Below are 14,815 nucleotides of genomic sequence, written 5' to 3' on the forward strand. Positions count from 1 at the left end.
GTGGTCTCGACGTAGGGTGTCCTCATCATGTTCGACACCCTCGCCGCCGATTGCGTGCGCACCGTCTATACGCCGACCGAACCGGTCGCGCTGCTCGACGCCGTGTGGCTCATGGCCCGCGGGGGAGACGGCCCCTGCTTTCGTCGCATCCCCGGCGGCGTGTGGCTCACGATGCGCACGCCGCACGGCCCCGCCTCGCTGCGCTTGATGCAGGGCACACGGGGCACGTCCGGCGCCACGCAGATCGACGCGGCCGCCTGGGGCCCCGGTGCGGAATGGGCCATCGCGGGCGTGCCCGAGTTGCTCGGCCGCGACGACGATTGGTCGGCCCTCGACGTGTCGGCCAGCCCCCTGCTCAGCGAGGTGCGCCGCCGCAACCCCGGCCTGCGCATCGGCCGCAACCGCCTGGTTTTCGAGATGTTCGTGCCCGCCGTGATGGAACAGAAGGTGACGGCCTTCGAGGCCTGGCGCGCGTGGCGGCTGCTCGTGCGGCGCTACGGCGAGCCGGCGCCCGGCCCCGTTCCCACGGGGATGATGGTGGCTCCGAGCGCCGAGGGGTGGCGCCTCATCCCCAGCTGGGACTGGCACAAGGCGGGCGTCGGGCCGCAACGCTCACAGACCGTCGTGCGATCGGCGCGTCTGGCCGAGGCGCTCGAACGCACACTCGACACCGACCACGCCGAGGCCGAGCGCCGGCTGATGAGTCTTCCGGGCGTCGGGGTCTGGACGGCGGCCGAGGTCACGCTGCGCGCGCACGGCAACCCCGATGCGGTCAGCGTGGGCGACTACCACCTGGCCTCGACGGTCGGGGTGGCGCTCACGGGCTCGCCGGTCGACGACGACGGGATGCTCGAGCTGCTCGAACCCTGGCGCGGGCACCGTCAGCGCGTCCTCCGTCTCATCCTGCGCAGCGGCATCCACAAGGAACGCCACGGCCCGAAGATGACCGTGCAAGACCATCGGGGCCACTAGGTCGCGGTTGGGCGGGCCGGCCTCAGCCGACCACGATGAGGTCGTTGGGGTTGTCGGCGAGTACGCGCACCGAGAGCTGCGAGCCGGGTTTCCACGAGCCGAGCGATGCGTCGGCGATGAGCTGGCGGTGCAGGAATTGGTAGGGCTCGCGGTCGGGCAGCTCGACGCTGAGCAGCAGGTCGTAGACGCGCGCGCCGTCGAGGTCGGGGCCGGATGGCGTCAGGCGCGCGACGGTGGCGGTGCCGCGCAGGGCGGGGTCTCGGGGTGCCTCGTCGGCCTGCGCGTCCGAGCGCAGCGGCGTGTGCGGGGTGTCGGCGGGCGGCACGTCGGGCGAGAGCGCGGCGGTGCGGGGATCGACGTCTTCGACGACCTCTGTTCCGGGGTCATCGGTGGGCTGGGTGGATTCGACACGCCGGGCGGCAGCGTTTCGGCGCGGGTCTTTTCGGCGTGAGAACCGACGAAAAATCTGCATACCTTTTCAGCCTTCTTCCGACGGACGCGGTCGGGGCACCGAAGCCGTCTGGCCATAACGCTAGCGGCACGTGTCAACCGGCGTCGAGGGGTTGCGAGTGACGGCGAAATAACCGTGGCGGGCGGCGAAGGCATCCCAGTATGCTCGCCGCATGAGCACCAAGAGCCGACAAGGCCCCCGTGACGCAGAAACGCTCGACATCTACACCGGCAAAGAAGGCATGTGGGGCCTCTTGGCGGGTGTCGTGACCGGCGTGCTCATCGCGCTGCCGCTGTCGGCCTCGTTCGCCTTCGCCACGCACCCCTTCAGTCAGCGACTCTTCGGCGGCGAGCTGGCCGACGCCTCGCGCGCCGGGTTCTCCGCCTTCTGGTGGCTGCTCACGCTGCTCTTCGCCGCGCTGCCGTTCGTCGTCGGATTCGGCGTCGCCAAGCTGCACGGTCGATCGCTCGCGATCCTGGCGGGTGCGGTCGCCGTGCTCGTGATCGTGCTCGTGGTGCTCGGGCAGTTGTACGTCTTCTAGGCGCACAACACGCCTCAGCCGAAAACCTGCCGACAGGCCCGACATTCCGGGGCGTGCCGCCCCGATGCTGAGGCGCTCTCGGCGTAGTCTCTGCACTATGCCGCAGACCTCGCCGGGCACCGATTCGAGTGCCGATCAACTCACCGCCGAAGCGATCGTGCTCGCGCGCCGGTGGCTCGACGAATCCGCCGACGCCCCGACCGATCCCGCGGCCGAACGCCTCGCCGGCGTGCTGAAAGACCCCAACGGGCTCGCCTTCGCGGTGGGCTTCGTCGACGGCGTCATGCGGCCGGAGGATCTGTTCGTCGCGGGCTACAACCTGCAGCGCGTGGCGAAGCTGGCGCCCGGGTTCCTGCCCGTGCCCCTGCGAGCCATGATCGCGGCCGGCGGAACACTGGGCCCCGTCATCCCGCCCGTCGTCATCCCGCTCGCGCGCAAGATGTTGCGCCAGATGGTCGGGCACCTGGTCGTCGATGCGACACCCGCGAAGCTCGGCCCCGCCATCGCGCGTTTGCGGGGCGACGGCTCGCGGCTCAACCTCAACCTGCTGGGCGAGGCCGTGCTGGGCGACCACGAAGCCGACCGCCGCCTCGAGGGCACGCGCACGCTGCTGGCCCGCGACGACGTGGACTACGTGTCGATCAAGGTGTCGGCCATCGCGGCACAGCTCTCGATGTGGGCCTTCGACGACGCCGTCGAACGCGTCGTCGAACGACTCACACCCCTCTACGAATTGGCTCTCGCGGGCGGACCCGACGGACCCAAATTCATCAACCTCGACATGGAGGAGTACCGCGATCTCGACCTCACGATCGCGGTGTTCCAGCGCCTGCTCGACCAGCCGCAGCTGAAGGCTCTCGAGGCCGGCATCGTCTTGCAGGCCTACCTGCCCGACGCCTTCGCGGCCATGCAGCGACTGCAGGACTGGGCGGCCGCGCGGGTCGCCGACGGTGGCGCGCCCATCAAGGTGCGTCTCGTCAAGGGCGCCAACCTCGCCATGGAGCACGTCGACGCCACCATGCACGGCTGGCCGCTCGCCACCTTCGACCGCAAACAGGACACCGACGCGAACTACAAGCGCATCCTCGACTGGTCGCTCACGCGCGAACGCACGGCCGCCGTGAAGCTCGGCATCGCCGGCCACAACCTCTTCGACATCGCCTGGGCGCACCTGCTCGCCAAGAAGCGCAAGGTGCAGGACCGCGTCGACGTCGAGATGCTGCTGGGCATGGCGACCGGTCAGGCGCAGGCCGTGGCACGGGATGTCGGGCAGCTGCTGCTCTACACGCCCGTCGTCGACCCCAAGGAATTCGACGTCGCCATCTCCTACCTGATCCGCCGGCTCGAAGAGAACGCGTCGAACGAGAACTTCTTGTCGGCCGTGTTCGAACTGGGCGCCGATGCCACGTTGTTCGAGCGGGAGAAGTCGCGGTTCGAAGCATCCGTGGCGCAGCTGGCCGCCGTGGAAGAAGCCGACGCGAACGGGGATGACGCGGCCACCGTGTCGCTCACGCCCGAGCCGCGCCGCCGCCAGAACCGCGAGACCGAGTGGACGCTCGAGGCCGCCCCGGCGCCCGGCAAGGCGTCGTCGACCGCGCTGTATCGCGAACCCGCGGGGGACCAGCCGGTCGAACTCGGCATGACCGAGCAGGTCTTGGGTCTCTCGAAGCGGCACCAGACCGAGTCGCCCTTCGACACCGTGCGGGTCTACACGACCGACACCGAGATTCGGCTGCCGAAAACCGAACTGGGTGCGCCCGGTTTCGTCAACGCGCTCGACACCGACCCGTCGCTGCCCGCCAACCGCGAGTGGGCCGCGCGCCTGCTCGCCCGCGTGGCCGACAGCACCATCGGCAGCGACACCATCGAGGCCGCGCGCGTGCTCGACGCCTTCCACCTCGAAGACCTGGTCGAAAAGGCGCGGGATGCCGGGGCCACCTGGGGTGCCCGCCCCGCCGCCGTGCGCGCCGCCATCCTCGACCGTGCGGGGCTCGCCCTCGCCGCCAACCGCGACCGCCTGCTCGAGGTGATGGCGTCCGAGACGGGCAAGACCATCGCCGAAGCCGACCCCGAGGTGTCCGAGGCCATCGACTTCGCGCACTACTACGCCGCGCGGGCGCGCGAGCTCGACGCCGTGCGCGGTGCCCGGTTCGTGTCGCCGCGGCTCATCGTCGTCGCGCCGCCGTGGAACTTCCCGGTCGCCATCCCGACCGGTTCGGTGCTGGCGTCACTCGCCGTCGGTGCCGGTGTCATTCTGAAGCCCGCGCCCCAGGCCCGTCGCACGGCGGCCGTGCTGTGCGAGGCACTGTGGGAGGCCGGTATTCCGCGCGACCTGCTCGTGCTGGCCGACGTCGACGAGGCCGAGCTCGGGCAGCGCCTGATCGCCCACGAGGCCGTCGACCGAGTCATCCTCACCGGTGCCTGGCAGACCGCCGCCCTGTTCCGCTCCTGGCGGCCCGACCTGCCGCTGCTCGCCGAGACGAGCGGCAAGAACGCCATCGTGGTCACGCCGAGCGCCGACTTCGACCTGGCCGTCGCCGACATCGTGAAGAGCGCCTTCGGGCACGCGGGGCAGAAATGCTCGGCCGCGTCGCTCGTGATCCTGGTGGGTTCTGTGGCGAAGAGCGAGCGGTTCCGCCGGCAGCTCATCGACGCCGTGTCGAGCCTGCGCGTCGGCTACCCGAGCGACCCGGCCTCGCAGATGGGGCCGCTCATCGAGCAGCCCTCAGAGAAGCTGCTGTGGGCGCTGACCGAGCTGGATGCCGGCGAGCAGTGGCTCGTGAAGCCCAAACAGCTCGACGAGACGGGCGTGCTCTGGTCGCCCGGCGTGCGCACCGGAGTGAGCGCGGGTTCACGTTTCCACCGCACCGAGTTCTTCGGGCCGTCGCTCGGCATCATGACCGCCAAGAACCTCGACGACGCCATCGCGCTCGTCAACGACGTCGACTACGGGCTGACCTCGGGTCTCTTCACGCAGGACCCCGAAGACCTGCGCGTCTGGGCGGCCACGGTCGAAGCGGGCAACCTCTACGTCAACCGCGGCATCACGGGTGCCATCGTGCAGCGCCAGCCGTTCGGCGGCTGGAAGCGTTCGGCCGTGGGCACGGGAGCCAAGGCGGGCGGCCCGAACTATCTCGCGGCGCTCGGCTCGTGGCAGCCCGACAGCGGTTCGGCGTCGACCACGCTGCACCTGCGCGGGCTCGACCCCAAGATCGTGCAACTCATCGAGGCGGCCCAGCCGGCCCTCGACTACCGTGCCTTCGACGTGCTGCGGCGCTCGGCGCTATCCGACGCCATCGTGTGGGGCACCGACTTCGGCGAGACCACGGATGTCTCGGGCCTCGGCGTCGAGCGCAACCTCCTGCGTTACCGTCCCGTGCCGGTGTCCATCCGGTCGACGCGTGATGCCGAGTTGGGCGACGTGCTGCGCGTCGTCATCGCGGCCATGCGTTCGCGGAGTGTGTTCACGTTGAGCCTGGCGCTCGGCATCCCCACGTCGGTGCGGCGCGTGCTCGGCGAGATCGGCGTGCAGGTGGCGGTCGAGACGGATGCGGAGTGGCTCGCGCGGTTTGCGCCGGCTGCCGAGCTGGGAGCGGGAGAGGGCGCTGGCGCTGGGGCAGGCTCGGGTGCCGGCGAGCAGGCCGCGGCCGTTCGTGCGGCGGCTGCCGTTGTCGCCGAGGTGAGCCCCGAACCCGACAAGCCGTCACCCATCGACATTCCGCTCGATGACGGCGGCGGCTCCGAGGCGCATGCCGGGAACGCCGAGACCGCGAACGCCGAGGCCGGGACTGAGACCGAGGCAGCCGAGGTCGGCGAGACAGGGGCCGGCCGGACTCCCGATCCCGCTCCCGTCGTCTCCGCCGTAGCTGCGGCAGACGCCGCCCGAACGGATGCCGCTCAAACGGATGCCGACACGGATGCCGCCCCCGCCGCATCCCCGCTGATCGTCACCGGCGAACCGGCCGTCACGCGCCCCCCGCGCGTGCGCATCGTCGGCACCGAACCGGAACGAACCGCCCTGCACCGTGCGCTCGCCGTGATCGTGGAGGGCGACCCCGATCTCGCGATCTACTCGGGCGCCGTCACGTCGGCGGGACGCGTCGAGCTCCTGCCGTTCCTGCGCGAACAGTCGATCACCATCACGGCCCACCGCTTCGGCAACGCCGACACGTGGTCGGAGGACGTGCTCTAAACAGACGACGCGGGGCCGAATTGTCCACAGCCCCGCAGAGGACTCCCCGCCCGCCACGCGGGAGGGGGATACTGGGCAGATGAGTGAAGAGCGCGCCATCGCATCCAAGACCCGGTCGCTGTGATGTCTGCGGCGGGCGGGACGAGCGCGGCGGGCGGCTCACGAGCTTCGGGAGCCTCAAGCGCGTCGGCGAGTGGCGCCCCGGTCGGCGGCCTGACGCGTGAGCGGCGCGTGCTCATCACCGCCATCCTCGCGTCGTTCGTGGCGTTCCTCGACGGGTCGATCGTCAACGTGGCGCTTCCCTCGATCGATCGCGACCTGGGTGGTGGACTGGCCACGCAGCAGTGGGTGGTCGACGCCTATCTCCTCACCCTCGGCGCACTCATCCTCCTGGCGGGTTCGCTGTCGGATGCTTTCGGCCGCGTGCGCGTAATGAGCGTCGGGCTCGTGGGGTTCGGCGTCACCTCGGTGTTGTGCGCCATCGCGCCGACCGCCGAGATCCTGATCGGCGCACGGGCGGCGCAGGGTGCCGCCGGGGCCCTGCTCGTGCCGAGTTCGCTCGCGCTCATCATCTCGACCTTCCACGGCGTGCCGCAGGCGAAGGCCATCGGCAGCTGGACGGCGTGGACCGGAACGGCCATGATCATCGGCCCGCTGCTCGGCGGGTTCCTCATCGACACCGTCTCGTGGCGCCTCATCTTCGCCATCAACGTTCTGCCCATCGCGTTCACGCTCGTGCTGCTTCACCGCCTGCGCGGCGCGGGGCGGCCCGAGCATCCGGCCCGCATCGACTGGGTGGGGGCGGTCTTGGGCGCGCTGGGCCTCGCGGGCCCGGTCTTCGCTCTGATCGAGCAGGGCCGATTGGGATGGTCGAGCCCCGTCGTCTGGATCCCCCTCGTGCTGGGTCTCGCCTGCCTCGCGGCTTTCATCGCCTGGGAACGCCGCGCGCCGGCCCCCATGATGCCGCTCGGCCTCTTCGGCTCGCGCAACTTCTCGGCCGGCAATATCGCCACCCTGTTCATCTATGGCGCGCTGTCGTTCGGCTTCTTCATCGTGGCCATCTACCTGCAGCAGGTGGCGGGTGTGTCGGCGTTCCTCACGGGCCTCTCGCTCATGCCGCCGACGCTCGTCATGCTGTTCCTGTCGAGCCGTTTCGGCGCCCTGTCGGGTCGCTTCGGGCCGCGCCTCTTCATGACCGTCGGCCCCCTCGTCGCGGGCGCCGGTTTCCTCTGGTTGATCAGCGTCTCGCCCGAGCTCAACTATTGGACACAGATCTTGCCGGGCCTGCTGCTCTTCGGCCTGGGTCTCTCGGCCACCGTCGCGCCGCTGACGAGCGCCATCCTCGGCGCCATCGCCGACGCGCAGGCGGGCATCGGTTCGGCCGTGAACAACGCGGTGTCGCGCATCGCGGGCCTCATCACCATTGCGTGCGCATCGCTCATCATCGGCGAGAGCCTCGACCTCGACGGTCTGCACCGGGCCATGATCGCCACGGCGGCCATGCTCGTGCTCGGCGGGCTGGTGTCCTGGTTCGGCATCCGCAACCCCCGTGCCGCCGCTGCGGACGCGAGCCGCGCAGACAACGGTGCGGCGCCGGTCGGCTAGAGCCGTCGGCGGCGCACGGACAGCGCCCGAAATCAGGCCGGGTGCTGTGCGCCCTCGCGGGGCTCGGCCGAGACCTGCAGGCCGCCCGTGCTGTTGGCGGACATCATGAGCTGTTCGATCCACTCACGGTTCAGCGTGGCGTCGCGGCTGCCCGAGAAGATGAACTGCAGCGGGATGGACGGGTGAATCCACACGGTGCTGCGGCCGCCACCGCCGTCGATGCCGTGGTCCCACGACAGCGTGAATTTCTCGTCGCGGCGCAGTTTCGTCACGATGGCCACCTTGAGGTGGGCGAGCAGACGATCATCGAACTCGATTTCGGCGGAGTCGTAGCCGTAAATGATTCTTCCCACGGGGGTTCCCTACTTCGTTCGTCGGTCCAACGACCGGCGAAAGGTGAAGCCTCCTCGGTCGAGATGAGTCTAAATCACGGATGCTCGCGCGTCTGCGTTCCGTGCAGTGCGGCCGTCACAATCGCCAACGCCTCGGCCGGCGTCAGGCCCAACTGCGCGGTGCGCTCGGCGTAGGCGGTGGCGGCCTGCTGAGCATGCTTCTGGTCGGCGTCCCCGGTGGCCGACACGAACGTGCCGTTGCGCCCGCGGGTCTCGATCACGTCGTCGTGCTCGAGTTCGCGATAGGCGCGCGCGATGGTGTTGGGCGCGAGACCCAGCTCGTCGGCGAGCTTGCGCACCGTCGGCAGCTTCGTGCCGGGAACGAGAGTCCCGTCCTTCACCCCGGAGATCACCTGTGTGCGCAACTGCTCGAACGGCGCTGTTGCCGACGCGGGATCGATACGGAACGGACTCGGCACGCGCTCTCCCTCGCTGGATGGTGGCTGCCTTCAATGTAGCGACACAAAACCGGCGCGGCAAGGGTCGCCCGTATGGCCCGGCTGGCCGCGACGGTAGGGGATAGCGCGCGGCGAACGAGCCGACCTATAGTGGCGGTTCGCGGCACCGACCCGGTGAGAGCGGGCCGGCTCAACCGAGACCCGCCCGTGCTCGCCGTGACGCGCAACGATAGAAGGAGCTCCATGTCCACCTCGCCCACCGCCGTCCTCTTCGATATCGACGGAACCCTCGTCGACTCGAACTATCTGCACGTGCAGGCGTGGGAGAAGGCCGTCGACGGGGTGGGGCGCTCGGTCGACTCGTGGCGCATCCACGCGGCCATCGGCAAGGACTCGTCGCTTCTGATGGAGGCGATTCTGCCCGGGGTCGACGACGAGACGGCGGAGAAGGCATCCGATCTGCACTCGCTTTATTACAAGAAGCTGGCCGAACGACTCGAGCCCCTGTCGGGTGCGCGTGACCTGATCCGCGCCGTCGCCGAACGGGGCATGCGCGTGGTGCTCGCCACGTCGGCGCCCGAGGACGAGCTGAAGATTCTGCGCGAGATTCTTAATGTCGAAGACCAGCTGTTCGCCGTGACCTCGTCGGAGGATGTCGAGACCGCGAAGCCGCGTCCCGACATCGTGCTGGTCGCTCTCGAACGGGCCGGGGTCGACGCTGATCACGCGGTCTTCGTCGGCGACACGGTCTGGGATGTCGAGGCGGCCGCGAAAGCCGGCGTCTCGACCATCGGTGTGCGCTCGGGGGGCATCGGCTCGGCTGAGCTGCGCGAAGCGGGTGCCGCCGAGGTCTATGACGACGCGGCCGACATTCTCGCCCACCTCGATTCGAGCCCGATCGCGGCTCTCCCCGCCCACTGACGCGAAGGGCGGGCCACCCGGGGGTGACCCGCCCTTTCTCTCGGCAGAGCAGTGCAGCGCACCGGTGTGCGGCTCGCGCCCCGCCGGCGCCTAACTCGCCGCCGCTGCGGGTGCGGCGTTGAGTTGCGGCTGCTCGGCGTTCGAGCCCTTCTCGGTGATCTGGATCTTGCGGGGCTTGGCCCGCTCGCTCACCGGGATCAGGATGCTGAGCACGCCGTTCTCGTAGCTCGCGGTGATGCGTTCGACATCGACGCCCTCGCCCAGGCTGAACTGGCGTAGGTAGGAGCCGTAGGGCCGCTCACGCGACAACCAGGTAGCGCCGGATGTCTCGGGCGCCGTGCGTTCGGCGCGGATCGTGAGCACCTGCCCGTCGACATCGACATCGACGGAGCCCGGGTCGATGCCCGGCAGATCGGCGTTCACCACGTAGTGATCTCCGCTGCGGTGCAGGTCGACGGGCATGAAGCGCGGCGACGCCTTGGCGTCGAGAACGCTCGCGGCGAAGCGGTCGAGCTGGCTGAAAGGATCGAAAGACATTGCCATAATGAGTGACTCTCCTCTCGGTGTGAACCGGGTCCGGGTGACCCGGCAGAAATAGAAATACCATGTCGAAAAAGCCGGTTCAAGTCGGTTCAGCAAATTTTGAGAAAGCCCCCTGGTCGGGTGTTTTTCGACCATCCGGAGTTTTCGTTCCGGCGCAAGCGGTAGTCGTGCGCGACCGGTGCGCACTAACATCGAGTCCCCGGCGCGTTCTCTCTGAACAAGCCGGACCGGCACCCCCGATACGCCGGATGGAGAAGCGAATGACCCTCGACTCTGCGCGGCCTTCCCGAGCCGACGGCGGCGGCCGCGACAGTGGCACCGGCAGCGGTCACGGTGACGGTGACGGTCGCGGTGACAACGATGTCGTAGCCGGGCGCTACCGCGTCGACACCCTCATCGGCCGCGGTGGCATGGCGGCGGTCTATCGGGCGCAGGACCTCTCGCTCGGTCGTACGGTGGCGCTCAAGCTCTTCGCCGCGGCGGGGGAGTCGGAGAAGGACGAGGGGCGCAAGACATCCGAGATTCGCTTGCTCGCCTCGTTGAAACACCACGCACTCGTCACCCTCTATGACGCCAGCGATGGATCGGCGCTCGACGGCGAACCGGCCTTCATGGCCATGGAACTGGTCGAGGGACCGACGCTGTCTCAGCTTCTCGACGCGGGGCCGCTCGATCGCCGCGAGGTCGCTCGCATGGGGGCCGACCTGGCCGAGGCGCTGCATGTCGTGCACGCGGCGGGTATCGTGCATCGCGACCTCAAGCCGTCGAACGTCTTGCTCGAGGACTCGACCTCGCCCGACCGCCGGTTCCGTGTGAAGCTCGCCGACTTCGGCATCGCCTACATGGTGGATTCGACGCGGCTCACGATGCCGGGCACGCTCGTGGGCACCGCCGCTTATCTCAGCCCCGAGCAGGCGAAGGGCGAACCGCCGACACCCGCCAGCGATGTCTACTCGCTCGGGTTGGTCTTGCTCGAGTCACTTACGGGTGAGCGGGCTTTTCCGGGGTCGATGATCGAGGCCGCGACCGCACGCCTGCTGCGCGACCCGGTCGTGCCCGAGAGCGTCGGTGCCGACTGGGCCGGGCTCCTCGTCGCCATGACGAACCGCGACCCCGAACAGCGGCCGGATGCCTTGTCCGTGGCGCGCTCCATCCACGAGTTCTCGACGACGGGGAATCAGGAAAGTCCCGTCGCCGCTGATGCGACCGCCATGTCGACCGTCGCCGCTCCGCTGCCCCAGACCGATGTGCCGGATGCTTCTGCCGGGGCCGGGGCCGCGAAGGCTGGTTTCGAGAGTGCCGGTTCCGAGAGTGCCGGCGACGCTCCGACCAGGGCGTTCGAGCTGTCTGACGTGCCGACGACCGAAGTGGATCGGCCGAGTTCGGAGCACGTGCGCACGGAGCACCACGCGCGCACGGAGCGCTTCCCGCAGACACCCGCGGTCGTGCCGTCGCGGTCGCACGACGAGGCGCCCACGGTTGCCGCGCCCGTGGCCGACCGCCCCGAACAGTCCGGGATGTCGGCCGCCCCGAGAAACCGCTCGGGTCGACGGGCCGTCATCGTCGTCGTCGTGTTCGCCGTGCTGTTGCTCGCGGCCATCGCCATCGCGATCGCCGTGGCGGCGTCGGGAGGGTCAAGTCCCGATCAGACGCCCCTGCCCGAGGTGACCGGGCCGTTGGGCGTGCATCTGCAGCAGTTGCGAGACGAGGTGAACCAGTGAGTGTTCGTGCGGTGAACGGGAACGAGGGTGGTGTGCGCTTCGGGCGGGTCAGCCGGTCGGTGGCGAGTCGATTCGCGACGAACCGGTTCGCGGTGAGTGGCGCTGCGGCGTTGGCGCTTGCCGCCACGGTACTGCTTTCCGGCTGCGCGCCGACCGATCCGTCAGACGCTGCGACGGCGCGCCTCGACGCGTCGGTCGTGCAGACGGCTGACCGCGCGGCATCCGGTGACTATGCGGGCGCTGCGGCGAGCCTCGACGTCTTGCAGACGCGCCTGGCCGGATACGTCGAAGCCGGGGATGTGACGGCGGACCGTTCTGCCGAGATCCAGGCGGCCATCGATGCGGTGCGCGCCGACCTGGCGGCGCTGATCGCCGCGCAGACGACGCCGACCCCCGAGCCGACGGAGACCGACACCGGGGTGACCGATCAGACTGAGACCCAGGCGCCTGCCCCGGCGCCCGTCGAGACCGTTCCGGGCACCGTCGAGACGCCGCAGGATGACGATGCCGACGATCAGGCCCCCGACACGTCGCCCGGCAACGGCAACCCGGGGAACGGTAATCCGGGCAATGGGAACCCTGGCAAGGGAAATACGCAGCCCGGCAAGGGTGGCAAGGACTGACGGCTGGCTCGCCTTGCGGCAGGCGCGCCTGTTGCCGGTCACGTGCCGTCCGCCAGGGCACGATCGGACGTATCTGCAGAGCGTCGCTCGGCGTTCGTCAGGTCATCGACAGGGTTGGCCAAACGCGGGTGTGCGGGGACGCGTCTTCTCAGGCCCCCACGTAGGTTCTGAGGTGCTGACCCGTGAGGGTGGAGGCGTCGGCGACGATCTCCGCGGGCGTGCCCTCGAACACGATCCGGCCGCCGTCGTGCCCCGCGCCCGGCCCGATGTCGATGATCCAGTCGGCGTGCGCCATGACGGCCTGATGGTGTTCGATCACGATGACGGTCTTGCCGCTGTCGACGAGCCGGTCGAACAGGCTGAGCATGTGTTCGACGTCGGCGAGGTGAAGCCCGGTGGTCGGCTCGTCGAGCACGTAGATGCCGCCCTTGTCGGCCATGTGGATGGCGAGCTTGAGGCGTTGGCGCTCGCCGCCGGACAGGGTGGTGAGCGGCTGCCCGAGGCCCAGATATCCGAGCCCCACGTCGGAGAGGCGCTGCAGGATGGCGCGCGCCGGCCCCGGGCCGAAGTAGTCGAGCGCCTCGGCCACGGACATGCCCAGCACCTCGGCGATGTTCTTGCCGTCGAGCGTGTACTCGAGCACGGACGCCTGGAACCGTTTGCCCTCGCACATCTCGCACACCGTCGCCACGCCGGCCATCATGGCCAGGTCGGTGTAGATGACGCCGTTGCCGTTGCAATTGGGGCAGGCCCCGGCGGAGTTGGCGCTGAAGAGTGCGGGCTTCACCCCGTTGGCCTTGGCGAAGGCCGTGCGGATGGGGTCGAGAAGCCCGGTGTAGGTGGCCGGATTGCTGCGGCGCGAACCCTTGATGGGTGCCTGGTCGACCGTCACCACATCGGCCCCGCGCGGGATGGAGCCGTGGATCAGCGAGCTCTTGCCCGACCCCGCCACGCCCGTGACGACCGTCAGCACGCCCAGCGGGATGTCGACGTCGACGTTCTTGAGGTTGTGCCGCGTGGCGCCGCGGATCTCGAGAACCCCGGTGCGCAGTCGGGGTGTCTCGCGCAGCTGCACGCGGTCGCCGAGGTGCCGCCCGGTGAGCGTATCGCTCGCGCGCAACTCGTCGACGGTGCCCTCGAACTGGATGCGCCCGCCGTTGATGCCGGCGCGCGGCCCCAGGTCGACGACGTGGTCGGCGATGGCGATGGTCTCGGGTTTGTGCTCGACGACGAGAACCGTGTTGCCCTTGTCGCGCAGCCGCAGGAGAAGCGCATTCATGCGCTCGATGTCGTGCGGGTGCAGGCCCACGGTGGGCTCGTCGAAGATGTAGCTGACGTCGGTGAGGCTCGACCCCAGGTGCCTGACCATCTTCACGCGCTGGGCCTCGCCACCCGACAGGGATGCCGCGGTGCGATCGAGGCTCAGATAGCCCAGGCCGATCTCGACCAAGGAGTCGAGCGTCTGCTGCAGGGTGGAGATCAGCGGGGCCACCTCGTCGTCGACGATGGTGCGCACGAACGCGGCGAGATCGCTGATCTGCATGCGCGAGCAATCGGCGATGCTCTTGCCCTCGATCAGGGATGACCGTGCGGCCTCGTTGAGCCGGGTGCCATCGCAGTCGGGGCAGGTCTGAAAGGTGACGGCGCGGTCGATGAACGCGCGCACATGCGGCTGGACCGCATCTTTGTCCTTCGACAGGATGCTCCTCTGCACCTTCGGCACGAGACCCTCGTACGTGAGGTTCATGCCGTTGATCGCGACCTTGACCTGCTCCTTGTAGAGGAAGTCCTGCCGCTGCTGCTCGGTGAAGCGGCCGATGGGCACATCGCCCGGAACGATGCCCGATTCGGCGAACGTGCGCACCATCCATCCGTCGGCGCTGTAGCCCGGAATGGTGATGGCGCCCTCGTTGAGGCTCTTGGTGCTGTCGAACAGCTCGTCGAGGTCGATGTCGGTGACGTGCCCGAGGCCCTCGCAGCGCAGGCACATGCCCTCGGGGGTGTTGAAGCCGAAGCGGAAGGAGGGGCCGATGTGTGGCTGGCCGAGGCGCGAGAACACGATGCGCAGCATGGCGTTGACGTCGGTGGCCGTGCCCAGCGTCGAGCGTGAGTTGGCGCCCATGCGCTCTTGATCGACGATGATGGCGGCGCTCAGATTGTGCAGCGCATCGACATCGGGGCGGCCGAGGCTGGGCATGAACGACTGTAGAAAGGCGGAGTAGGTCTCGTTGATGAGCCGCTGCGATTCGGCCGCGATGGTGCCGAAGACGAGGCTCGATTTGCCCGAACCCGAGACGCCCGTGAACACCGTGAGGCGGCGCTTCGGGATGTCGAGCGACACGTTCTGCAGGTTGTTCTCGCGCGCGCCGCGCACGTGGATGAGGTCATGCGAATCAGCGGTTGGTCGGGGATTGTTCATGCTGGCCTCACTCGGATCGTTGAGGCGAGACTAGCGC

The 14,815-nt window shown here is 69.2% G+C and carries 12 protein-coding genes; 7 read left to right on the forward strand and 5 right to left on the reverse strand.

Features of this window, described 5'->3' with window-relative positions:
* Positions 1 to 27 precede the first annotated feature (27 nt).
* Complete coding sequence (locus ACUWEX_RS02535; protein WP_079726704.1) at positions 28 to 972, forward strand: DNA-3-methyladenine glycosylase family protein; 945 nt, start codon at positions 28 to 30, stop codon at positions 970 to 972.
* 22 nt (positions 973 to 994) lie between these two features.
* On the opposite strand, the gene ACUWEX_RS02540 is transcribed toward ACUWEX_RS02535, so the two are convergent.
* A complete protein-coding gene (locus tag ACUWEX_RS02540; protein ID WP_079726705.1) occupies positions 995 to 1,444 on the reverse strand; it encodes a hypothetical protein in 450 nt (149 codons plus the stop codon).
* Positions 1,445 to 1,595: 151 nt separating this feature from the next.
* Here ACUWEX_RS02540 and ACUWEX_RS02545 point away from each other — a divergent pair, with 151 nt between their 5' ends.
* The 3 genes from ACUWEX_RS02545 to ACUWEX_RS02555 all read left to right on the forward strand — a co-directional run bounded on the left by ACUWEX_RS02545 (position 1,596) and on the right by ACUWEX_RS02555 (position 7,761).
* Positions 1,596 to 1,964 (forward strand): hypothetical protein, encoded by a 369-nt coding sequence (locus ACUWEX_RS02545; protein ID WP_445997019.1) that lies wholly within the window; start codon positions 1,596 to 1,598, stop codon positions 1,962 to 1,964.
* Between the two features lie 97 nt (positions 1,965 to 2,061).
* A complete protein-coding gene (locus tag ACUWEX_RS02550; protein WP_445997020.1) occupies positions 2,062 to 6,156 on the forward strand; it encodes a proline dehydrogenase family protein in 4,095 nt (1,364 codons plus the stop codon).
* Between the two features lie 231 nt (positions 6,157 to 6,387).
* Positions 6,388 to 7,761, forward strand: coding sequence for a DHA2 family efflux MFS transporter permease subunit (locus ACUWEX_RS02555; RefSeq protein WP_445997021.1), 1,374 nt, complete (start codon positions 6,388 to 6,390; stop codon positions 7,759 to 7,761).
* A 32-nt stretch (positions 7,762 to 7,793) separates the two neighbouring features.
* Here the strand turns inward: ACUWEX_RS02555 and ACUWEX_RS02560 are convergent, their stop codons facing one another.
* Together ACUWEX_RS02560 and ACUWEX_RS02565 are read right to left on the reverse strand one after the other, a co-directional pair.
* Positions 7,794 to 8,114, reverse strand: coding sequence for a DUF7882 family protein (locus ACUWEX_RS02560; protein WP_079726709.1), 321 nt, complete (start codon positions 8,112 to 8,114; stop codon positions 7,794 to 7,796).
* A gap of 74 nt (positions 8,115 to 8,188) precedes the next feature.
* Positions 8,189 to 8,572, reverse strand: coding sequence for a GntR family transcriptional regulator (locus ACUWEX_RS02565; protein ID WP_445997022.1), 384 nt, complete (start codon positions 8,570 to 8,572; stop codon positions 8,189 to 8,191).
* A 222-nt stretch (positions 8,573 to 8,794) separates the two neighbouring features.
* On the opposite strand from ACUWEX_RS02565, the gene ACUWEX_RS02570 reads away from it, so the two are divergent.
* Positions 8,795 to 9,472: an HAD family hydrolase gene (locus ACUWEX_RS02570; protein ID WP_445997023.1), complete on the forward strand. Its 678-nt coding sequence runs from the start codon at positions 8,795 to 8,797 to the stop codon at positions 9,470 to 9,472.
* A 90-nt stretch (positions 9,473 to 9,562) separates the two neighbouring features.
* On the opposite strand, the gene ACUWEX_RS02575 is transcribed toward ACUWEX_RS02570, so the two are convergent.
* Positions 9,563 to 10,015, reverse strand: a complete 453-nt coding sequence (locus ACUWEX_RS02575; protein WP_079726712.1) for an Hsp20/alpha crystallin family protein — start codon at positions 10,013 to 10,015, stop codon at positions 9,563 to 9,565.
* Between the two features lie 260 nt (positions 10,016 to 10,275).
* Between ACUWEX_RS02575 and ACUWEX_RS02580 the strand changes: the two genes are divergently transcribed.
* Together ACUWEX_RS02580 and ACUWEX_RS02585 are read left to right on the forward strand one after the other, a co-directional pair.
* A complete protein-coding gene (locus ACUWEX_RS02580) occupies positions 10,276 to 11,736 on the forward strand; it encodes a serine/threonine-protein kinase (RefSeq protein ID WP_445997024.1) in 1,461 nt (486 codons plus the stop codon).
* Positions 11,737 to 11,747: 11 nt separating this feature from the next.
* Positions 11,748 to 12,359 (forward strand): hypothetical protein, encoded by a 612-nt coding sequence (locus tag ACUWEX_RS02585; protein WP_445997025.1) that lies wholly within the window; start codon positions 11,748 to 11,750, stop codon positions 12,357 to 12,359.
* Between the two features lie 148 nt (positions 12,360 to 12,507).
* Here the strand turns inward: ACUWEX_RS02585 and ACUWEX_RS02590 are convergent, their stop codons facing one another.
* Positions 12,508 to 14,778 (reverse strand): ATP-binding cassette domain-containing protein, encoded by a 2,271-nt coding sequence (locus tag ACUWEX_RS02590; RefSeq protein WP_445997026.1) that lies wholly within the window; start codon positions 14,776 to 14,778, stop codon positions 12,508 to 12,510.
* Between the last annotated feature and the right edge of the window lie 37 nt (positions 14,779 to 14,815).

Source organism: Okibacterium fritillariae (assembly GCF_052783725.1).

Bases quoted from the DNA above. Each gene is read 5' to 3' on its own strand.
- ACUWEX_RS02575 (WP_079726712.1), bottom strand. From the start codon at position 10,015: ATGGCAATGTCTTTCGATCCTTTCAGCCAGCTCGACCGCTTCGCCGCG.
- ACUWEX_RS02535 (WP_079726704.1), top strand. From the start codon at position 28: ATGTTCGACACCCTCGCCGCCGATTGCGTGCGCACCGTCTATACGCCG.
- ACUWEX_RS02540 (WP_079726705.1), bottom strand. From the start codon at position 1,444: ATGCAGATTTTTCGTCGGTTCTCACGCCGAAAAGACCCGCGCCGAAAC.
- ACUWEX_RS02570 (WP_445997023.1), top strand. From the start codon at position 8,795: ATGTCCACCTCGCCCACCGCCGTCCTCTTCGATATCGACGGAACCCTC.
- ACUWEX_RS02580 (WP_445997024.1), top strand. From the start codon at position 10,276: ATGACCCTCGACTCTGCGCGGCCTTCCCGAGCCGACGGCGGCGGCCGC.
- ACUWEX_RS02550 (WP_445997020.1), top strand. From the start codon at position 2,062: ATGCCGCAGACCTCGCCGGGCACCGATTCGAGTGCCGATCAACTCACC.
- ACUWEX_RS02545 (WP_445997019.1), top strand. From the start codon at position 1,596: ATGAGCACCAAGAGCCGACAAGGCCCCCGTGACGCAGAAACGCTCGAC.
- ACUWEX_RS02590 (WP_445997026.1), bottom strand. From the start codon at position 14,778: ATGAACAATCCCCGACCAACCGCTGATTCGCATGACCTCATCCACGTG.